The following is a 19,699-nucleotide window of genomic DNA, read 5'->3' on the forward strand; positions in this document are numbered from 1 at the left end:
GCCCGGACGTCGGGGCCAGGCGCGGTCAGTCGTCCAGGTGATCGCGGCCGGGCAGCCAGCTCAGGCCGGGCACGCCCCAGCTGTTCTTCTTCTGCACCTTCCTGGCGGCCTTGCCGTACGGGTGGTCGAGCCTGTCGACGTAGAGGATGCCGTCCAGGTGGTCGAACTCGTGCTGGAAGATGCGGGCAAGCCAGCCGTCCGCGTGCACCTCGAACGGCTCGCCGGACAGGTCGACGGCCTGCAGGATGGCGCTCTCGGCGCGCCGCAGCGGGAACCGCTCGCCGGGGAACGACAGGCAGCCCTCCGCCTCCGCGTCCTCGTCGAGCTCGTCGATGGTCGCCGGGCTGATCCAGAGCACCGGGTTGATCGCCACACCGCGGTGCACGACGTCGTCGTCGTCCGTCCAGCCGTAGACGAACAGGCGGAGCGGGACACCCACCTGCGGGCCGGCCAGACCGACGCCGGGCGCAGCATCCATCGTCTCGAACATGTCGTCTACGAGGGTGTGCAGCGCGTCGTCGAACTCCGTGACGGGAGCGGCGGGCGTGTGCAGGACAGGGTCTCCGGTGATCCGGATGGGAAGGACGGCCATTCAGCAAGAATATCGGGGTGAAACTGGATAGGGTCGTGGGGTGGGTACGGAACTGATGGATGCGCTCGACCTGGCCTATGAGCCGAGTCAGCTCCTCGGCATCCCGATCGCGCTCATCGGCGCGTGCTTCCTGTCCATCGGCGCGCAGTTGCAGCACCACGGCGTCGCCAAGGTCGAGGCCAACACGCAGGGGTCGCAGCAGTCCGGCCTGAACCTCCGCCAGCTCGGCCTGCTGCTCGCGCGTCCCTCCTGGGTCATCGGGACGGTGCTGCTCGGGCTCGCCATCGTCTTCCAGCTGGTCAGCCTGAAGCTGTCCCCGATCATCCTGGTGCAGCCACTCGGTGTCGTCGGGCTCGTCATCACGAGCATCCTGAACGCCAGGGTCAGCGGGGTGAAGCTCAACCACCGGTCGGTGATCGCGGTGAGCCTGTGCGTGGGCGGCGTCGGAGCGTTCGTGCTGATCGCGGCGGTGTTCGCGCGCGACCGGCCGGTCACCTCGCGGGCGCTGATCGAGATCCTGATCATCCTCGCCGTCGTGCTGCTGGCCTTCGCGGTGATGTTCTACTTCTTCCGCAGCCGCTTCAAGGCGATCATGTACATCATCGGCGCCGGCGTGCTCTACGGTTTCGTGGCGACGCTCGCGAAGGTGGTCATCGACCGCATCTCCCGGCAGGAGTGGGACTGGCTGCTGGTGCTCTGCATCGTCGCGCTGCTCGCTGCCGCGATCCTGGGCGCGTACTTCGTGCAGAACGCGTACTCGTCCGGCCCCCCGGACCTGGTGATCGCCGGGCTGACCGTGGTGGATCCGCTGGTCGCCGTGACCATCGGCATCGTCATCCTGGACGAGGCGGCCGGCGCCCCCTGGTGGGCGATGGTCGGCTTCGTGCTCTCCGGCGCCGTGGCCATCTACGGCGTGTTCCAGCTCGCCAAACACCACCCGCAGGCGGCGTCCGCCGCGCCGGTGGCCGCCGCTGTTGCCGACAAAGCAGCGGAATCCGGCTTAGACTAGGCCGTTGAATCAGCCGGTCGGGCCCCGATCGGCGAGCGAAGACCGTCGCCGGATTCACCATCCCGGCCCACTAACGTAGGGATTCACCACGTGCCCGATACGAGCGGACAGCCGAGCAGTACGCCCGCCCAGCCTTCCGACACGACGAAGAAACCGCTGACCGTCGTCATCGGGGCTGACACTTTCGCCCCCGATGTGAACGGCGCAGCCCGCTTCGCGGAGCGCCTCGCAGCCGGTCTCGTCGAGCGCGGCCACAACGTGCACATCGTCGCTCCCGCGGCGAGCCGCAAGCACGGGACGTGGACGGAGGAGCACGAGGGCCAGAAGATGACGGCCCACCGGCTCTACAGCTGGCGCTGGTACCCGCACGACTGGCTGCGGTTCGCCATCCCGTGGCGGATCAAGCAGAACAGCGCGCGCATCCTGGACGAGGTGAAGCCGGACGTCGTGCACTTCCAGTCGCACATCGTCGTGGGCCGCGGCCTGTCCCAGGAGGCCCAGAAGCGCGGCATCCGGATCATCGGCACCAACCACTTCATGCCGGAGAACATGCTGGAGTTCACGCTCCTGCCGCGGTTCATCCAGGACTACGCGATCGGACTCGCCTGGAAGGCGGCCCGCCGCACCTTCGGTCGCGCAGAGGCCGTCACGACGCCGACCGCGAAGGCCGCGCAGTTCCTCGAGAAGTACACCGGCCTCCGCAACGTGCACGCGATCTCCTGCGGCATCGAGGCCCACAACTACACGCCGGACTTCACCCCGCGCACCGAGAACCGCATCCTGTTCGTCGGCCGCGTCACCGGCGAGAAGCAGATCGACGTGCTGCTCAAGGCGGTCTCCCTGCTGCCGTCCGACCTGGATGCGAAACTCGAGATCGTCGGAGGCGGCGACCAGCTGAAGAACCTCCAGTCCCTCGCCGAACAGCTCGGCATCGCCGACCGCGTCACCTTCACCGGCTACGTCACCGACGAGGAACTGCGCCAGGCGTATACACGCGCCACGGTGTTCGGGATGCCGTCGATCGCCGAACTGCAGTCGATCGCGACGATGGAGGCGATGGCCTCGGCCCTCCCCGTCGTCGCCGCCGACGCGATGGCGCTCCCGCACCTCGTCCACGACGGAGAGAACGGCTACCTGTTCGAGCCGGGCAACGCCCAGAACCTCGCCGACCGCCTGCAGCACGTGCTCACGATGCCGCAGGAAGAGCTGGATGTGCTGAAGAACGCGTCGCTCCGCATCGTCGCCGCGCACGACATCCAGCGCACGATCAGCACCTTCGAAAGCCTGTATCGTGGGGAACCGGTGGCCGACCCTGTGACGGACGCGGCCCCACCGGTGCCCAGCAGCGACTGACGGGCACACGGGGCGGTAGCTCAGCTGGTTAGAGCATCGGACTCATAATCCGCCGGTCACGGGTTCAAGTCCCGTCCGCCCTACTGAGCATTGTGGGGCTTTGCGCCCGTCCGCTCTCTAGACCGTTCTGCAGCGTATCCGTAGGGTCGAACCAGGAAGTCTTCACTGGCGAGACGAAGGGGATGGCGATGGCTGAGGGATTGCTCGGTGGGGTCAAGGTCACGGAGGCGTACGCGGCGGAGGTCGGTCGTGCTGCTTATCTGTGGGGGTGGCCGTTGGTGAACATGCACAACCGTCGCGTGTTCATGGAGCAGTTGCCCGGCCCGGGCCTGTTGGCGGGAATCGTCCCGGCCGGGCCGCCGAACACGATCGGGATGTTGCGCGAATACATCCGCCCCGAGGAGCGCGTCGTTGCGTGCCCGAACCAGGACGTCGTCTACGGCTTCGGCACCCTCGACTCGAACCTCGGTCCCGCGGTCGTCCAAGTGCCAGACTTCGGCGATCGTTTCTGGGTCTACCAGGTCGTCGACCAACGCACGGACTCGTTCGTTCAGCTGGGCAAGATGTACGGCACGAAGCCGGGCCACTACCTGCTCGCGCACACCGACTGGGACGGCGAGGTGCCCGTGGGCATCGCTGGAGTGTTCCGGCATGACACGCGCTCCGGCGTGGTGATCCCGCGCGTCTTCCTCGACGACACGGACGAGGACCGGGCGGCGGTTGCCCCGCTGGTCGATCAGATCAGCGTCTATCCGCTGACCGACTACGACGGCACCATGAAGATCGTGGACTGGGGGAATGTCCCGAGTTACGGAAAAGCGGACGCCACCGGTGATGAGCAGGAGACCCAGTGGGTGGATCCGACGAAGTTCTTCGACACGCTCGGCGAGGTTCTCGACGAGGTGCCCGCCCGGTCCGGTGAAGAGGCCCTCTACGACTGGTTCCGGTCGGTCCTCGACGCCGCAGACCGTGATCGCGCTATCGCCTCCGCACTCACGCAGGCGGCGCTCGACGCGGACCAGATCGCGAAGGAGCTGTTCGAGTTCCGCAACTACGGCATCCCGGTCGCGCACAACTGGACGACCCAGCGCTCCGGCGCCCAGTTCGGCACTGACTACCTGATGCGCACGGCGGTGGGGAAGTCGAACATCTTCGTCAACACGCCGAACGAGACCACCTACTACTACCAGGACCTGGATGCCGATGGCGCGCGTCTGCACGGCTCGAACGTGTACACGGTCCGCTTCGAGGCTGAGGAGATCCCGCCTGTCCAAGGTTTCTGGTCACTCACCGTGTACAACCGGAACCACTTCTTCCACCCCAATGAGCTCGACCGCTATTCGCTCGGTACGAAGAACCAGAACCTCACCTTCGGCGACGACGGTTCCCTGACGCTGACGGTGGGCGGGGACGCGCCCGAAGACCCGGCGCTGCATTCCAACTGGCTGCCCGCGCCGACGGAAGAGTTCACGCTCTACCTCCGCGCATACTGGCCCGATCAGACCATCCTCGACGGCATCTGGACGCCGCCTGCCGTCATCACGAACAACTGAGGGGTGGCAATGCCGCTGCGCCAGCTCGATGTTCGCTACTGAGCCGATGCCGGGAAACCCCTGGCCGCGGGACATGCTGATCACAATCGACGACGACCTGCAGTCTTTGCTGGAGTTGCTGTGGATCAGGGAGGCGTGGCTCCTCGATCCGCACGGCGATGATCTGCCGCCTCTGCTGGTCGACTCACCTGCGCTCCTGGGAGCCGGGCAGCGGGAGTCTGCGCCGATCGCAGCCTGGGAGGAGGCGTGGCCCGACGTCTGGGAGCAGGTGCTGCGTCACGCGGGCACCATCCGCGACCCGGGCATCTTCGATCGATTGCAGGCGACCGCGAACGGTTCGGACGAGCGTGCCGAACTCCTCCGCGAGCTCGTCGGGCCGTCCTGGAGAGAAGAGTTCGGCGACGAGGCGATAACGCCCGACGCGGAGCAGTGGATGCACGCGCAGTTCGAGCGTCGAAAGGCTCGGCTGACCGACCCGGGAGCGCAGCCGGAGCGCTCCTCCCTTGCGGCGCTGGTCGAAGCGTGGACATGCGGCTTGACCAAGGTCGTGGAGATCCCCTGCATCGGTACTTTCACTCGACGCATCGGCTCTCACGCGATCCTCGTCACCGCCGAGACTCGCGCAAGCCCGGAGCGGTACAGCGCCGCTCTGCGGGAGTTCACCTGAGAGATTCAGGGGCGCAGCCGGGTGGCGACGCCGTCGAGGGCGGCGACTGAGTGCTGCGCCGCCCGCTCAGCCTTTCCGCAGGTCCTGGGCGAACATCACGATGATGCCGCTCGGGCCGCGCACGTAGCTGAGCTTGTAGACGTCCTCGTACGTGGCGATGCCACGCAGCGGGTGGAAGCCGTGCTTCGCGGCGGTGGCGATGGCGGCGTCGATGTCGTCGACGGAGAAGGCGACGCGGTGCATCCCGATCTCGTTGGGCAGCGTCGGCTTCGTCTCGATCGCGTCGGGGTGGATGTACTCGAACAGTTCCAGCTGGCCGCTGCCGTCCGGCGTCTGCAGCATGGCGATCTTGGCGTGGTTGCCGTCCAGGCCGACGGCGGTGTCGGCCCACTCGCCGCTGATCGTGTCCCGCCCGACGACCGTGAGGCCGAGGTCGGTGAAGAAGGAGATGGTCGCGTCGAGGTCGCGCACTGCGATACCGACGTTCTCGAATCTGATGGGCATGTGCGGCATGCTACCCCCGGGTGAAGGCGCGCGTGATCCTGGCCCAGAACCCTGGTGGATGCTCTGCGTCTTCCGTTCGCGGGATCGCCACCGCGAACTGCACGATCTCCTCGGCCCCGTGGTGCACCGCGCGGTACAGGGACGTGCCGATGAGCACGCCGAGCGCGATCGACATCACCGAGACGAACGCCGTCGCGAAGTCGACGATCCCGGTGGTCGTCGTGAACGACTCCGTCAGGGCCACCAGTCCGGCGGCGCCGGGCACAAGAAGCCAGAACGCGGGGAGGAAGGTGAGCTGCGACGGGGCTCCGTGGCGCAGGCTCGCCACCCACAGGACCACCGGCGTCATCGCGAGCGCTCCGACGAAGCCGCTGACTGTCGCGCCGAACAGGGCGTTGCCGACCAGCTGTCCCAGGTAGGCGACCACGAGCACCAGCAGCACCCAGCCGAACGTCGACGGGGGCGCGGAGAAGTGCAGATAGTTGCCTGCGGCGAACACGAACACCCCGATGAATGGCACCCACCACGGCAGGGTGGACGCCACGTTCAGCGGTTGGTATGCGGAGGAGGAGACACCGACGACGGTGCCGGCCGCCAGGATCCCGAACGCCAGCAGCGCCAGTTGCACGAAGCCGTAGACCAGGCGTGACGCCCCCGCCAGCATCTGGCCGGCGGCGAGCTCGACGGTCGCGGTGGTCAGCACGCCGCCGGGCAGGAACGTCGCGAGCGGTGCGATGAGGACGTGGATGGGGTCGCCCAGCTCGATCACCTCGGCCAGCAGGAACACCGCCGTCGCGCACACGAACGCGGCGACGACGGGCAGGATCAGCGCGAGGGTGGGGGAGCGCACGAGCTTGAGCAGGCCGATGCCCGCCCCGAGCACGAACGCGACGGCAGCCCCCTGCCAGGTCGGCGCGAGCAGCAGGGAGAGGCCCATCGTCAGGATCGAGTGCCCGAGGGTGCGCACCACCCAGCCGAACCGCGGGCGAAGGGCGCCGATCTCGTTGAGCCTGGTGATGCCATCCAGCGGGTCGATGGCGGCCTGCTTGGCCGTCGCGACGAGGCGGTAGAGCTGGGCGATCTGGTCGAAGCGGAACGCTGCGGCCGTGGCAGACCTGATCGCGACCCTGGCCTCCTCGACGCCGCCCGTCTCCACCATGATGACGGTGGGGAAGATCACGAAGTCGGTGTCCTCCCTGCCGTATGCGCGGGCGACGGCCGTCATCGTGTCCCTGATCCTGTCCACGGACTCAGCCGAGGCGTTCAGCCCCTGCGCCAGGCCGATCAGGAACCGGCTGAGGACGACCTGGTCTGCGCGCTCCGCCATGTCACGCGAACGCGAACGAGAGGGCGACGCCGACGACGACGGCCACGCCGATGTAGACCAGGTTCGGCAACTGGAACGAGTGGTCGAACACGAAACGGCCCATCTTCGTCGTGCCGGTCTGGTCGAACGCGACCGTCGCGACCTGGCTGCCATTGGCCGGCAGCGTGTAGATACCCATCGTTGCCGGCCACAGGCCGACCAGCAGGGAGGCGGGCAGGCCGATGGTGATGCCGATGGGGACGATGGCGTTGGTGGCGCTCGACTGGCTCGTCGTCAGCATCGCCACGGCGAACAGCGCCAGCGCGAACAGGACCGCGCCGAGGAACGCCGACGACCCCGACACCACAGACCCGAGCCCGTCGACGATGAGCTTCTGGTTCGCGGCGACGAAGGTGTTCGCCAGCCAGGCGATCCCGAACAGCGCGATGGCCCCCACCATCCCGGCGGGGAAGGTGGCCTGCTTCGGCACCTCGGAGGCCTTCACCCGGCAGAGCAGGAAGATGAGCGCCGCGATCACGCCCATCACCACCTCGATGATGACGGTCACGCTGAGGCGCAGCGGGCTGCCGTCGTCGTTCGTGCCGATCACCGGCCGCAGCCCCTCGAACAGGCCGAAGAAGACGATCACGCCCACCCCTACGAGGAAGATCGATGCGGACAGCACGGCCGTGCGCGGCAGCTTCTGCTCGTGCGCATCCTGGGTCGGCGGCTTGATCTGGCCGTCTGCGAGGCGCTTCTGGAACACCGGGTCGTCCTCGAGGTTCTTGCCGTGCCGCATCATCACGAGCGCGGCGACGAACAGCCCGGCGATGGATGCCGGCCACATGATCAGCAGCAGCCCGCCCAGGTCCACGCCCTGCGGGGCGAGCAGCACGACCATCGAGGCGGTGGCGGCCGACACCGGTGAGCACAGGATGCCCACCTGCGACGCGACGGCCGAGACGGACAGCGCGCGCTCCGGCCGGATCTTCTGCTGGTACGACACGTCGTAGATGACAGGCAGGAGCGGGTAGAAGATGTTGCCCGTCCCCGCTCCGACGGTGAACAGGAACGACATCGCCGGGGCGAGGAAGACGACGGAGCGGGGCCGCCGCCTGATCACCTTGGCCGCGACGGACACCATCCACTCGATGCCGCCCGCCGCCTGCATGGTGGACGCGGCCGTGATGACCGTGATGACGATGAAGACCGCATCCACGGGGGCGTTGCCCGGCGCCTCGCCGAAGCCGAAGACGAGCACGGCGACGCCGACGAGCCCCCAGACGCCCAGCCCGATCCCGCTGGTGCGGGTGCCCATGTAGATCGCGGCGATGACGACGATCAGCTGGGCGACCAGGATCCATACGTTGTCGTTCACGACGACGGCCCCGCGACGACCGGCGCCGTCCCGGTGAGGATCGTGGTGGCCAGCGGTGTCTCGACGATGGCGCCGTCGACCGCCTCCACCCGCAGCGCGAGCGGATCGTCCACCGGGCTGATCGCGGTGACGAACTCGTGACCGTCGAAGTGCAGCGATTGCAGGTTTCCCACCGCGTATCCGGTGGCCAGCTCGCCGCTCAACAGCGAGGCGTGGAACAGGGGCTTCCTCTGGTCTTCCGCGTCGTAGTGCGGGCAGAAGCTGCCGTGCAGGAAGCCGAGCCCCTCCGTCAGCACCTGCAGGGTGGGGCCGTAGCTGTCGGTGGTGCCGCCCTCGAACCAGCAGATGCCGCCGGCGCTTCCTCCGGTGAAGACCACGTTCGACGCCGGGTCCTCCCACAGCTCGCGCATGATCGTGTCGAGGCCCTGCCGCTTCCAGACGTCCAGCATGTTAGCGGTGTTGCCGCCGCCCACATGGATCACGTCGAAGCCCCGCACGAATCCGGCGAGATCGTCGACCGCCCGGTGGAACAGGGGCAGGTGATGCGGCGCGCAGCGGTCCGAGTCGTATGTCGTGTAGAAGCTCACGATGTACGACGCGTCGTCGCCGGTCGCGGTGCCGACGAACAGCACGCGTGGCCGCTCCTTGCCGGTGAGTCTCAGGATGTACTCGTGTGTCGGATCGTTGTGCCGATCCATCATGGCCCGTCCGGCCCCCGTCGCCACCACATGTGCCACAGCCCACCTCCGTGTCGCCAGCGATACTGCCCACAGGCTAGTGCCGGGTGCACAGACCTGTCGAGGAGTCGCTTGCGTCAGCGGGCGAGGTGGGCGAGGAGCGCGTCGAGGATCGGGCGCTGGCCTTTCGTGAGCTTCGCATGCGCCAGTTCGAGCGGCATCCAGCGCGCGTCGTCGATCTCCGGGAACGACTGGATGCGCCCGGATCGCGGCGGCCACTCCAGCTCGAAGGCGTTGCTGGTGACCGTCTCCGGATCGAAGCCGTCCGCCTCCGCGGCGAACACCGCGACCTTCTTGCCCGAGGAGAGCGGGAAATCGCCGAGCGCCGCGTACTCCGTCGCCGGCGGCGGCGAGCCGATCTCCTCCTCGAACTCGCGCATGGCGGCGGCGAGCTCGCCGGAGACGTCCGTGGCCTCCACGATGCCTTTCGGGATCGACCACGCCCCCTCGTCCTTCCGTGCCCAGAACGGGCCGCCCATGTGCGCGATCCACACCTCCACCGCAGCCCGTCTGCGGTAGAGGAGGATGCCCGCGCTGCGCACGGCGGGCATCAGGCCGGCATCCGGGGACTCGTCATGGCACCACTGTAGAACGGTGACAGCGTGTGACAAGGCCCGGCCGAACGGCGACTAACGTTGAACCGTGAACAGTGGCGATGCGTGGGTCGAGGGTCCGGACGGTCAGCGGTTCTGGGGCCGGTTCGGGGCGGCAGGGCTGCTGGTCCACGACAGCCGCAGGGGCATCCTGTTGCAGCACAGGGCCGACTGGAGTCACTTCGGCGGCACCTGGGGGCTGCCGGGCGGCGCGAGGCACGACGGGGAGTCGGCGGTGGACGGCGCGCTGCGCGAGGCGGCGGAGGAGGCGTCTGTGCCCCGGGATGCGGTGAGCGTGCTCTTCACGAGCGTGCTCGACCTGGGGTTCTGGTCGTACACCACCGTCGTCGCCGAGGCCGTGCGCCCGTTCGAGGCGCTGGTGGCCGACCCGGAGAGCATCGAGCTGCGCTGGGTGGACGTGGGCGGCGTGACCGAGCTGCCGCTGCATCCGGGGTTCGCGGCGTCCTGGCCGGAGCTGCGGGCACGGCTGGCGGGCCTCGCGGACTGAGGCTCGGGCGGAGGCGCGAGCTGCCTCAGCGACCGCCGACGACGCTCAGGATGCGATGCGCGGCCACAGCAACGCGCCCGCCACATCCTGGTACCCCACGGGCATGCTCACGAAGGCGGCAGCTCCCGGATAGCTGACCTGGCCGGGATAGCGCGGCGCGCCCGGATAGTCCGGCGTCCCGCGGAAGCGGCGGTCGTCCTGGGCGAGCAGCCGGTCGCCAACGACGGTGCCGAGGTAGCGGCCGTCCGGGGTGGTCGCTTCGTCGTCGCCCCACGGGAACCAGCCGATCCAGTCGCCGTCCGGGTTGAACAGGAAGCGTCCGCTGTCGCCGGCGCGGAACGCGATCCAGGTGCCCTGGCTGTCGTGCAGGTATGCGGTCATCGTCGATCGCCTTTCGGGTTGGCATCGTCGCTGACTGAATTATCCTCACCTTGACGACCGGGGGCAAGACACGGCGGGGAATGTCGCACGCGGGCCGCAGAATGGATGGGTGCACCTCGTTCTCGACCGGCCGTCGCCCGGCAGCGTCCTGGCGACCAGGGTCGACGGCGACGGCACGGTGATCGGCGAGCAGGTCATCCCGGCGGGGGAGCTCGCCGCGTTCGTTGCGGCGGAAGAGGCGGAGAAGACCGGGAAGGCGGACAAGGCCGACCGCCCGCGCTGGGTGTGGAGCGACACCCGCAGCTGGTATCCGCCACTGCTCGCAGCCGGCGTCCGGGTGGAGCGCTGCGACGACCTGCAGCTCAGCCACACGATCCTCCGGCTCTCCACACTGTCCGCCGGTTCCGCGCTCGCGACCGCGCCGCTCGGAGCCTGGGATGCGCAGCCCGCCTTCGCCGAGGAGCAGCCGGCCTCGCACACCGCACTGTTCGACCTGGACGAGCAGGCCCACGGCGAGCAGGCGCCGTCCGCGCTGGAGGAGTTCCAGGCGCAGCGGGCCGCCGTCGCAGGCAGCACAGCGCCGGGCCGCCTGCGGTTGCTGCTCGCCGCCGAGTCGGCCGGGGCGCTCATCGCGGTCGAGATGCGCGCCGCCGGGCTGCCGTACAGCGCGGAACGGCACGACGCCCTGCTGACCGGCCTGTTCGGTCCTCGCCCGCCGGCGAACGGACGGCCCGGCGTGCTCGAAGACCTGGCCGCCGAACTCCGCGCCGCGCTGGAGAGCCCGGACCTCAACCCGGACAGCCCGCCGGAGGTGCTCAAGGCGCTCAAGCGCGCAGGGCTCATGGTCACCTCCACCCGCTCCTGGGAGCTGCGCGAGATCGACCACCCGGCCATCGCCCCGCTGCTGCGGTACAAGAAGCTCTCCCGCCTGCTCTCCGCGAACGGCTGGACCTGGCTCGACACCTGGGTCCAGGATGGACGCTTCCACCCGGACTACGTGCCAGGCGGCGTAGTCACCGGGCGCTGGGCGACCCGCGGCGGCGGCGCGCTGCAGCTGCCGCGGCAGGTGCGCGGAGCGGTGGTCGCCGACCCCGGCTGGAAGCTCGTGGTGGCCGACGCCGCCCAGCTGGAGCCGCGCATCCTGACCGGGCTGGCGGGCGATCAGGCGATGGCGGCGGCCGGACGGGGCAAAGACCTGTACGAGGGCATCGTCGCGTCCGGGGCCGTCGAGGAGCGCTCTCAGGCGAAGGTGGCGATGCTCGGAGCGATGTACGGAGCGACCACGGGGGAGAGCGGCAGGCTGATGCCGCGGCTCACCCGGGCGTTCCCGCGCGCGATCCGGCTCGTCGAGGAGGCGGCGCGGGCCGGTGAGCGGGGCGAGGTGGTCACGTCGCGGCTGGGGCGCAGTTCCCCGCGGCCGGGAGGCAGCTGGGCGCAGACGCAGGCTGCGGCGTCCGCACCGGACTCCACGGAGGCCGACGAGCGCAGGGCGCGCAGCCAGGCGCGCGACTGGGGGCGGTTCACCCGCAACTTCGTGGTGCAGGGGAGCGCCGCGGAGTGGGCGCTGTGCTGGATGGCCGACCTCCGTCAGCGGCTGACGGCGCTCAGTGGGAACGCACCGCTGCTGCAGAGCCCGCACCTGGTCTACTTCCTGCACGACGAGGTGATCGTGCACGCCCCCGCCGAGCTCGCCGAGCAAGCCGCTGCCGCGGTGGTCGCCTCCGCGGAGGCAGCGGGACGGCTGCTGTTCGGCACGTTCCCCGTCGAGTTCCCGGTGACGGCGGCCGTGGTCGACACATACGCAGAGGCCAAGTGAGCCAGACGGCCGTCGGCACGGAATGAAGCTGTGTCGGAGTTGGTTGTGGAGGATGATCTGACCGAGGATGGAGACCATGACAGACACCGCCACAGCGCCAGCAGACCCCCGCGACATCCTGGCGAGGTACCGGCAGCGCCGCGAACAGGCCGTGACGGCGCCGAAGGGCAACCTCGCGCTCGTGAACACGCAGTGGATCACCGGCGACCCTGAGGCGGCTGCGCAGCCGGTGTGGGGCGTCTCCGGCCTGTGGGCTCCACTGCCGAAGGGGCAGTCCGGCCTCAAGGTGGTCGCGACGGCGGCCGACGGCATCGTGGTCGACGGCACGCCGGTCGACGGCGAGGCCATCGTGCGCGGCAAGGACGACGCGAACCCGAGCGAGATCGTCTTCAGCGACACGGTCACCGGGTTCGTCATCGCCAGCGAGGACGGCGACTATGCGCTGCGGGTCTGGGACGCGAACTCGGAGGCCATCCAGGAGTTCGGCTCCATCGACGCCTTCGACTTCAACCCGGAGTGGATCATCCAGGCGCAGTTCACCCCGATCGAGGGCGGCAAGACGGTCGGCTTCGAGCACCTCAAAGACGACGGGAGCACCCGCGAGAAGGTGATCCCGGGCGAGATCACGTTCAGCAAGGACGGCGTCGACTACAACCTCGCCGCGTTCAAGGCGGGCAGGGCGCTGCAGCTGGTCTTCGCCGACAGCACCAACGGCGACTCCACGTACTCGGTCGGCCGCTTCCTCTTCGTGGCCCCGAACCCGGACGGCACGGTGACGCTCGACTTCAACCTCGCCGTCCTGCCGCCGTGCGCGTTCAGCTACAACTTCAACTGCCCCCTGCCGCCCGCGCAGAACCGCTTCGCCGTCCCCATCGAGGCCGGCGAGAAGAACGTCCTCGCCAAGTCCGGCGACCTCCTGCACTGACCCGCTTCCCAAAAACAATCGAGTCCGAAGTTATTCACGCGACACGCCGGTCGTGGGCGTGAACAACTTCGGACTCGATTGTTTTGGGGCGGGGTCAGGAGGCGTCGGCGGGGCGGCGGCCGCGGCGGGGGCGGTCGCGGGAGCGGTGCTGCAGCAGCGCATCCGGATGCGCGGTGAGGGTGGAGGCGACCTCATCCAGCCACTCGATGGCAGCGAGGGCGCCCAGCTCGGCCGCGCGGTTGGCGGCGAGCACGGCGCGCGAGTCCGCGTCGTGGGTGAGCTCCCGGATCTTCTCGGCGAACGCCCTGCGGTAGTCGGCCACCACGGCGGGCGCGTCTGCACCGGTGAGGGAGGCCGCGATCAGCACCTGGTCCTGCATCTCGTCCCAGTCCGGGCGCGCATCCGCCGGCCCGGAGGTGAGCCAGTCCTCGGCGGCGGCCGCGCCGTCGGCGGTCAGCGCGTAGAGCGGCAGGCCGTCGTCGGTGGTGCCCGCGGGCTGCACGAGCCCCTGGTCGACCATCCGGTCGAGCGTGGAGTAGACCTGCCCGGCGTTGAGCTGGCGGCGGTGGGCCGCCCGCGCGAGGAACTCGCCCTGCAACTGCGAGCCGTATGCGGCGCCCTGGGTGAGCAGCGCGAGAAAACCGTTCTGGACCGACATACTCAGTATGCTATTCCGTTTCGCCGCCACGCCGCTGCAAAACCGTTGCAATCTTGTGACATCCGATAGTTCTACGGCATAATTCACAAGAGCAGCCCTTGGGCTGCGGCAAACTTCATACCGTGCCGGTGAGACCGCCGATTGGTCGTTGGGGAAGACGCATCCAATCGAACGGAGGACATCATGGCGGCACACGCAAGTCGAGGAGTGCTCTACGTGCACTCTTCCCCTGGCGCGCTCTGCCCCCACATCGAGTGGGCGGCGGGACGCGCTATCGGTCGCGCCGTGAACTTCACCTGGGAGGCGCAGCCGGTGCTGAAGGGCGCCCAGCGCACCGAGTTCTTCTGGGAGGGCCCCCAGGGCACGGGCGCAGCCATCGCGTCCGCCCTGCGCGGCTGGGAGCACCTCCGCTACGAGGTGACGGAGGACGCCGGCCTCGGCAGCGACGGCGGCCGGTGGATGCACACCCCCGACCTCGGGATCTTCTTCGCCCAGACCGACACGGCGGGCAACATGGTCATCCCCGAAGACCGGGTGCGCTATGCGATGGAGATCGCCGGGGCGAACGCCCGCGAACTGCACCGCGAGTTGCGGCTGGCGCTCGGCCAGGCGTGGGACGACGAACTGGAGCCGTTCCGGCACGCCAGCGACGAGACCAGCGTGGTCTGGCTGCACAAGGTCGGCTGAGGCGCCGGCTCACCGAGACACGAGACTCCCGCGGCGGGCCGGCCCAGGCATCATGCGCTGCCGCCCGCACGCGGTGAAACGCGAAAGGCCCCGACCGGTGTTGACCGGTCGGGGCCTTCGTGCGTGCTGCGCAGGGTCCGGATCAGACCGAGCGGAACGCCACGACGGCGTTGTGGCCGCCGAAACCGAACGAGTTGCTGATGGCGAGCAGGTCGCCACCGCCCAGCGCGCGCGGCGCGGTGACCACATCCAGCGGGATCTCCGGGTCTTTCTCGGTGAGGTTGATCGTCGGCGGTGCGACGCGCTCGTGCAGCGCCATGACCGTGAACAGGGCCTCGATCGCACCGGCGCCACCGAGCAGGTGACCGGTGGACGCCTTGGTCGCAGACACCGGGATGCCGTCGAGCAGGTCGCCGAACACGCGGCGCAGCGCGTTGTACTCCGCGATGTCGCCGACCGGCGTGCTCGTGGCGTGCGCGTTGATGTGCGCGACGTCGGACAGTGACGCCCCTGCGCCCTCGACGGCGGCGATCATCGCGCGCGCTGCGGCGGAGCCCTCGGGATCGGGAGCGGTGATGTGGTAGGCGTCGCTGGTGACGGAGCCGCCGACCAGTTCGGCGTAGATCTTGGCGCCGCGGGCCTTGGCGTGCTCCTCGGTCTCGAGCACCAGGGCTGCTGCACCCTCGCCCAGGACGAAGCCGTCACGGGTGACGTCGTACGGCCGGGATGCGGTTGCCGGGTCGTCGTTGCGCTTCGACAGCGCCTGCATCGCGGCGAACGATGCGATCGGCAGCGGGTGGATGGCCGCCTCGGAGCCACCGGCGATGACGACGTCGGCGAGACCCTGCTGCAGGTGGTCGTACGCGTTGGCGATGGACTCGGTGGACGAGGCGCAGGCGGACACGACGGTGCGGATGCCGGCACGGGCGTGCAGGTCCATTCCGATCGCGGCGCCCGGGCCGTTCGGCATGAGCATCGGCACGGTCATCGGCATGACGCGGCGCGGGCCGCGCTCGCGCAGGGTGTCCCACGCGTCGATGAGGGTCCAGACGCCGCCGATGCCGGTGGCCCAGTCCACGGCGAGACGCTCGGGCTCGACCTCGGGGGAGCCGGCGTCCGCGTATGCCTCACGTCCGGCGATGAGCGCGAACTGGCTGGACGGGTCGAGGCGCTTCACCTCGTGGCGTTCGAGCACGGAGGCTGCGTCGACCCTCGCCTGCGCGGCGAACGTGACGGGGAGCTCCAGCTCGGAGACCCACTCCTTCTCGATGGTGCTGGCGCCGGATTCGCCGGCGAGCAGCGCCTTCCAGCTCTCAGCGGCGGTGCCACCGAGAGGCGACGCTGCGCCCACGCCGGTGACGACGATCTTCTTGGTCATAACGGCAACTCTCCGTAGATGGAACACGGCACGCGCTCGTGGCGCGGCCAACCGCGGGGGACCGGACACCGGGGATGCCGGGCCGGTCCCGACCGCGAAGGACGTTTCTCGTGCGGGGTTTAGGCCTGAGCCTTGACGATGAACTCGACGGCGTCGCCGACGGTCTTGAGGTTCTTGACCTCTTCGTCCGGGATCTTGACGTCGAACTTGTCCTCGGCGTTGACCACGATGGTCATCATCGAGATGGAGTCGATGTCGAGGTCGTCGGTGAACGACTTGCCCAGCTCGACAGTGTCGGTCGCGATGCCGGTCTCGTCGTTGATGAGCTCGGCCAGGCCGGCGAGAACTTCTTCGGTGGACAATGCCATGGTGTTTTCTCCTTGAGGGGTGTCGTTTGACCGTTGAACAGTTTAGGGCAGCACGACGACCTGTGCGCCGAACACGAGGCCCGCGCCGAAGCCGATCTGCAATGCCAGTCCACCGGACAGCTCGGGATTCTCCTGCAGCAACCGGTGGGTCGCCAGCGGGATGGAGGCGGCCGAGGTGTTCCCGGTCGTCTCGATGTCACGCGCGATGGCGACGGTCTCCGGCAGCTTGAGCTGCTTGGCGAACTCGTCGACGATGCGCATGTTGGCCTGGTGGGGGATGAATGCGGCGAGCTGGTCCGGGGTGACGCCCGCGGCATCCAGGGCCTGCTTTGCGACCTTGGCCATCTCCCAGACCGCCCAGCGGAAGACCGTCTGACCTTCCTGGCGGAGGGTCGGCCACGGCTTCTCGCCGTCGCGGAACTCGACCAGGGTGCCGTCCATGCCGACCGCGTCGGCCTTCGAGCCGTCGGAGCCCCAGATGGTCTTCGAGATGCCCGGGTACTCGCTCGGGCCGATGACCACGGCGCCCGCCCCGTCCCCGAGGAGGAACGAGATGGTGCGGTCGGTCGGGTCGACGACGTCGGAGAGCTTCTCAGCGCCGACGACGAGGGCGTAGTGGGCGACCCCGGTGCGGATGAGGGCGTCCGCCTGCGCGACGGCGTACGCGTATCCGGCGCACGCGGCGTTCATGTCGTACGCGGCGGCCGGGTTGGCACCGACCCGGTCGGCGAGCACAGCGGCGAGCGACGGCGTCTGGCGGGCGTTGCTGATGGTGGCGACGATCACGAGGTCGATCAGCGCGGGGTCGACACCGGATGCGGTGATCGCCTCCTTCGACGCCTCGGTCGCGAGATCGACGGCGAGCACGTCGTGGCTCGCCCTGGTGCGGGTCACGATGCCGGTGCGCTGCCTGATCCACTCGTCGGAGGAGTTGATCGGGCCGACCAGGTCGTCGTTCGGCACGACGAGGTCGCCGCGTGCTGCGCCGATCGACAGGATGCGGGTGTACTGCGGGCCGTGGGCCTGCTGCAGGGTTGGCTTGGTCATCTGCGTCTCCTAGGCGGCCTGGTCGATGAGCTCGAACGCGGCGGGCAGGTCGTCCGGCGTCTTGACGGCGACGCTCGGGATGCCCTTCAGTCCGCGCTTGGCGAGGCCGACGAGAGCGCCGGCCGGGGCCACCTCGACGATACCCGTCACACCGGCGGCCTGGAACGCCTCCATGCAGAGATCCCAGCGCACGGGGGAGGAGACCTGGCCGACCAGCAGGCGCAGGAACTCGGCGCCGGAGGAGACGAGCGAGCCGTCCTTGTTGGTCCAGAGCGGGAGGGTGGGGTCGCTCGTCGCCAGGGTGGCCGCGAACTCCTCGAGGGCGGGGACGGCCGGGGCCATGTAGCGGGTGTGGAACGCGCCGGCGACCTGCAGCGGGATGACCCGTGCGCGGGCGGGAGGGTTCTCGGAGAGGGCCGCGAGTGCATCCAGTGCACCGGCGACGACGATCTGGCCGCCGCCGTTGTAGTTGGCGGGGGAGAGGCCGAGCTCGTCGAGCTTCGCGAGCAGCTCGGTCTCATCGGCGCCGATCACGGCGCTCATGCCGGTGGGCGTCTGCGCGGCGGCCGCGGCCATCGCGGCTCCGCGCTCGCGGACGAACGCGACGGCGTCCGTCTCGCTGAGCACGCCCGCGCCTGCCGCAGCCGTCAGCTCACCGACCGAGTGACCGGCGATGCCGCCGATGCGGTCACGGCGGCCGTCGGCGAAGAGCGCGGACAGAGTGAGGAGGCCCGCCGACACGATGAGCGGCTGCGCCACGGCCGTGTCGCGGATCGTGTCTGCGTCGCTGACCGTTCCGTGCGCGACCAGGTCGATGCCGACGGCGTCGGAGATGCCGGTCAGCTGGTCGCGGAACCGCGGCTCGGTGAGCCAGGGGTCGAGGAATCCAGGGGTTTGGGAGCCCTGCCCAGGGCACACGATGACGATCACGGGTTCCAGTCTGCCAATCTTCCGCGCGGCGGATGTGTCGAGGAGGTACTAAGTATCTTGGAAACGTTTGTTCGAACGCGACAAGCCGGTCAGGCGCGGCGGGGCGCATCCGGTTCGTTGATGGAGCCGACGATGAGCGCCGCCTGCAGAATGAGCGCCTCGCGCGCCCCCGTGGCGTCCCAGCCGATGACCTCGGAGACGCGCTTCAACCGGTAGCGGACCGTGTTGGGATGCACGAACAGCTCGCGCGCCGTCGCCTCCAGGGACCGTCCGTTGTCGAGGTAGCACCAGAGGGTGGTCAGCAGCTCGGTCGAATGCGCCTGCAGCGGCCGGTAGATGCGGTTGATCAGGGTCGCTCGCGCGAGCCCGTCGCCCGCCAGGGCTCGCTCCGGCAGCAGGTCGTCCGCGTGCACGGGACGCGGGCAGTTGCGCCAGGCGCGTGCTACCGCGAAACCGGCGAGGGCCGCCTTCGCACTCTTCGACGCATCCACCAGGCTCGGGACCTCGTGGCCGAGCACCAGGTGCCCTGCACCGAAGCCGGGCTCCAGCTGCTGTGCGATCTCGAGGAAGCCGACGACCGGGGTGGCCCCGATGGCGTCGTCCGGGGTGGAGGCGCTCGGCCAGGCGCGCCCGATCACGAGCACCAGCCTGCTGCCCTGCACACCGATCAGCACGTCCGCCGACATGTGCCGCGCCGTGCGGCGCAGCTGGTCGACGTCGAGGAGCTTCGGCGCTGTACCGACGAGCACGCTGACCTCGCCGTGGCCGTGCCAGCCGAGCGCGGCGATCCTGCTGGGCAGCTCGTCGTCGTACTCGCCGGTCAGGATGCTGTCGACCACCAGGGCCTCCAGGCGCGCATCCCACAGCCCGCGTGCCTCGGCGGCGCGGGCGTAGACGTCCGCCGCTCCGAACGCGATCTCGCGCGAGTAGAGCAGGATCGCCTCGCGGAGAGCCTCCCCGCCGTTCTTCACGCGGTCTTCGACGACCTCGACCGTCACCTTGATCAGCTGCAGCGTCTGCTGCAGGCTGACGCTCCGGAGCAGCTCACGAGGAGCCGCCCCGAAGACGTCTGCGGCGATCCACGGCGTCGACCGCGGATCGTCGAACCAGGAGATGAACGACGAGATGCCTGCCTGCGCCACGAGGCCCACCGCGGACCGCCTGCCCGGAGGCATGTCGCGGTACCACGGCAGGGTGTCCTCGAGGCGCTTCAGCGTTGCGGTGGCGAGTTCGCCGGAGATCTTGCGCAGCCAGGCCAGCGTGTCGGCCTTCGACCTCTCCGCGGGCTTGCCCGGCACCCGATCCGGCG

General features: G+C 69.3%; 21 protein-coding genes and 1 tRNA gene. 9 read left to right on the forward strand and 13 right to left on the reverse strand.

Annotation, left to right across the window (positions count from 1 at the left end):
• Nucleotides 1-25 precede the first annotated feature (25 nt).
• Nucleotides 26-592, reverse strand: a complete 567-nt coding sequence (def, locus tag ACN6M5_RS03765; protein ID WP_434948551.1) for a peptide deformylase — start codon at nucleotides 590-592, stop codon at nucleotides 26-28.
• 40 nt (nucleotides 593-632) lie between these two features.
• On the opposite strand from def, the gene ACN6M5_RS03770 reads away from it, so the two are divergent.
• The 5 genes from ACN6M5_RS03770 to ACN6M5_RS03790 all read left to right on the forward strand — a co-directional run bounded on the left by ACN6M5_RS03770 (nucleotide 633) and on the right by ACN6M5_RS03790 (nucleotide 5,174).
• Nucleotides 633-1,601, forward strand: a complete 969-nt coding sequence (locus tag ACN6M5_RS03770) for a DMT family transporter (protein WP_168689409.1) — start codon at nucleotides 633-635, stop codon at nucleotides 1,599-1,601.
• Nucleotides 1,602-1,691: 90 nt separating this feature from the next.
• Entirely contained in the window at nucleotides 1,692-2,954 is a 1,263-nt protein-coding gene (locus tag ACN6M5_RS03775) for a glycosyltransferase (protein ID WP_085370846.1), read from the forward strand.
• Between the two features lie 9 nt (nucleotides 2,955-2,963).
• Nucleotides 2,964-3,037: transfer RNA gene (locus tag ACN6M5_RS03780), tRNA-Ile, on the forward strand.
• A 105-nt stretch (nucleotides 3,038-3,142) separates the two neighbouring features.
• Nucleotides 3,143-4,507, forward strand: a complete 1,365-nt coding sequence (locus ACN6M5_RS03785) for a DUF1254 domain-containing protein (RefSeq protein WP_434948552.1) — start codon at nucleotides 3,143-3,145, stop codon at nucleotides 4,505-4,507.
• A gap of 46 nt (nucleotides 4,508-4,553) precedes the next feature.
• Nucleotides 4,554-5,174 carry a hypothetical protein gene (locus tag ACN6M5_RS03790; RefSeq protein ID WP_434948553.1) on the forward strand — a complete coding sequence of 207 codons (621 nt, stop codon included), beginning with the start codon at nucleotides 4,554-4,556 and terminating at the stop codon, nucleotides 5,172-5,174.
• A 66-nt stretch (nucleotides 5,175-5,240) separates the two neighbouring features.
• Here ACN6M5_RS03790 and ACN6M5_RS03795 read toward each other — a convergent pair whose 3' ends face one another.
• The 5 genes from ACN6M5_RS03795 to ACN6M5_RS03815 all read right to left on the reverse strand — a co-directional run bounded on the left by ACN6M5_RS03795 (nucleotide 5,241) and on the right by ACN6M5_RS03815 (nucleotide 9,650).
• Nucleotides 5,241-5,678, reverse strand: a complete 438-nt coding sequence (locus ACN6M5_RS03795; RefSeq protein ID WP_434948554.1) for a VOC family protein — start codon at nucleotides 5,676-5,678, stop codon at nucleotides 5,241-5,243.
• A 10-nt stretch (nucleotides 5,679-5,688) separates the two neighbouring features.
• Nucleotides 5,689-7,005, reverse strand: a complete 1,317-nt coding sequence (locus tag ACN6M5_RS03800) for a threonine/serine exporter family protein (protein ID WP_434948555.1) — start codon at nucleotides 7,003-7,005, stop codon at nucleotides 5,689-5,691.
• 1 nt (nucleotide 7,006) lies between these two features.
• Nucleotides 7,007-8,362 carry an anaerobic C4-dicarboxylate transporter family protein gene (locus tag ACN6M5_RS03805; RefSeq protein WP_434948556.1) on the reverse strand — a complete coding sequence of 452 codons (1,356 nt, stop codon included), beginning with the start codon at nucleotides 8,360-8,362 and terminating at the stop codon, nucleotides 7,007-7,009.
• Nucleotides 8,359-9,099 (reverse strand): Type 1 glutamine amidotransferase-like domain-containing protein, encoded by a 741-nt coding sequence (locus ACN6M5_RS03810; protein WP_434948557.1) that lies wholly within the window; start codon nucleotides 9,097-9,099, stop codon nucleotides 8,359-8,361. The genes ACN6M5_RS03805 and ACN6M5_RS03810 overlap by 4 nt, the downstream gene beginning before the upstream one ends.
• Before the next feature lie 77 nt (nucleotides 9,100-9,176).
• Nucleotides 9,177-9,650 carry an NUDIX hydrolase gene (locus ACN6M5_RS03815; protein WP_434948558.1) on the reverse strand — a complete coding sequence of 158 codons (474 nt, stop codon included), beginning with the start codon at nucleotides 9,648-9,650 and terminating at the stop codon, nucleotides 9,177-9,179.
• A 91-nt stretch (nucleotides 9,651-9,741) separates the two neighbouring features.
• Here ACN6M5_RS03815 and ACN6M5_RS03820 point away from each other — a divergent pair, with 91 nt between their 5' ends.
• Entirely contained in the window at nucleotides 9,742-10,200 is a 459-nt protein-coding gene (locus ACN6M5_RS03820) for an NUDIX hydrolase (RefSeq protein WP_168689413.1), read from the forward strand.
• A 45-nt stretch (nucleotides 10,201-10,245) separates the two neighbouring features.
• Here the strand turns inward: ACN6M5_RS03820 and ACN6M5_RS03825 are convergent, their stop codons facing one another.
• On the reverse strand, nucleotides 10,246-10,581 hold the full coding sequence (locus ACN6M5_RS03825) for a hypothetical protein (RefSeq protein WP_434948559.1): 336 nt from the start codon (nucleotides 10,579-10,581) through the stop codon (nucleotides 10,246-10,248).
• A gap of 109 nt (nucleotides 10,582-10,690) precedes the next feature.
• Here ACN6M5_RS03825 and ACN6M5_RS03830 point away from each other — a divergent pair, with 109 nt between their 5' ends.
• Together ACN6M5_RS03830 and ACN6M5_RS03835 are read left to right on the forward strand one after the other, a co-directional pair.
• Nucleotides 10,691-12,397, forward strand: coding sequence for a bifunctional 3'-5' exonuclease/DNA polymerase (locus ACN6M5_RS03830; protein ID WP_434948560.1), 1,707 nt, complete (start codon nucleotides 10,691-10,693; stop codon nucleotides 12,395-12,397).
• Nucleotides 12,398-12,473: 76 nt separating this feature from the next.
• Entirely contained in the window at nucleotides 12,474-13,322 is an 849-nt protein-coding gene (locus ACN6M5_RS03835) for a DUF1684 domain-containing protein (protein WP_434948561.1), read from the forward strand.
• Nucleotides 13,323-13,416: 94 nt separating this feature from the next.
• On the opposite strand, the gene ACN6M5_RS03840 is transcribed toward ACN6M5_RS03835, so the two are convergent.
• Nucleotides 13,417-13,980: a PadR family transcriptional regulator gene (locus ACN6M5_RS03840; protein WP_434948562.1), complete on the reverse strand. Its 564-nt coding sequence runs from the start codon at nucleotides 13,978-13,980 to the stop codon at nucleotides 13,417-13,419.
• Between the two features lie 183 nt (nucleotides 13,981-14,163).
• Between ACN6M5_RS03840 and ACN6M5_RS03845 the strand changes: the two genes are divergently transcribed.
• Entirely contained in the window at nucleotides 14,164-14,667 is a 504-nt protein-coding gene (locus tag ACN6M5_RS03845) for a DUF3145 domain-containing protein (protein WP_085370837.1), read from the forward strand.
• A 142-nt stretch (nucleotides 14,668-14,809) separates the two neighbouring features.
• Here the strand turns inward: ACN6M5_RS03845 and ACN6M5_RS03850 are convergent, their stop codons facing one another.
• From ACN6M5_RS03850 to ACN6M5_RS03870, 5 genes are all read right to left on the reverse strand, one after another.
• Nucleotides 14,810-16,045 (reverse strand): beta-ketoacyl-[acyl-carrier-protein] synthase family protein, encoded by a 1,236-nt coding sequence (locus ACN6M5_RS03850; RefSeq protein WP_168689415.1) that lies wholly within the window; start codon nucleotides 16,043-16,045, stop codon nucleotides 14,810-14,812.
• Nucleotides 16,046-16,164: 119 nt separating this feature from the next.
• Nucleotides 16,165-16,413 (reverse strand): acyl carrier protein, encoded by a 249-nt coding sequence (locus ACN6M5_RS03855; RefSeq protein WP_055893767.1) that lies wholly within the window; start codon nucleotides 16,411-16,413, stop codon nucleotides 16,165-16,167.
• A gap of 42 nt (nucleotides 16,414-16,455) precedes the next feature.
• On the reverse strand, nucleotides 16,456-17,460 hold the full coding sequence (locus tag ACN6M5_RS03860; protein WP_085370835.1) for a beta-ketoacyl-ACP synthase III: 1,005 nt from the start codon (nucleotides 17,458-17,460) through the stop codon (nucleotides 16,456-16,458).
• Between the two features lie 9 nt (nucleotides 17,461-17,469).
• Entirely contained in the window at nucleotides 17,470-18,390 is a 921-nt protein-coding gene (locus ACN6M5_RS03865; RefSeq protein ID WP_434948563.1) for an ACP S-malonyltransferase, read from the reverse strand.
• Between the two features lie 89 nt (nucleotides 18,391-18,479).
• The gene (locus ACN6M5_RS03870; RefSeq protein WP_085370833.1) at nucleotides 18,480-19,688 is read right to left on the reverse strand and encodes a PucR family transcriptional regulator; all 1,209 of its coding nucleotides are present in this window, start codon (nucleotides 19,686-19,688) and stop codon (nucleotides 18,480-18,482) included.
• Between the last annotated feature and the right edge of the window lie 11 nt (nucleotides 19,689-19,699).

The sequence above is a fragment of the Leifsonia araucanica genome (genome assembly GCF_051161895.1).
GTDB lineage: Bacteria > Actinomycetota > Actinomycetes > Actinomycetales > Microbacteriaceae > Leifsonia.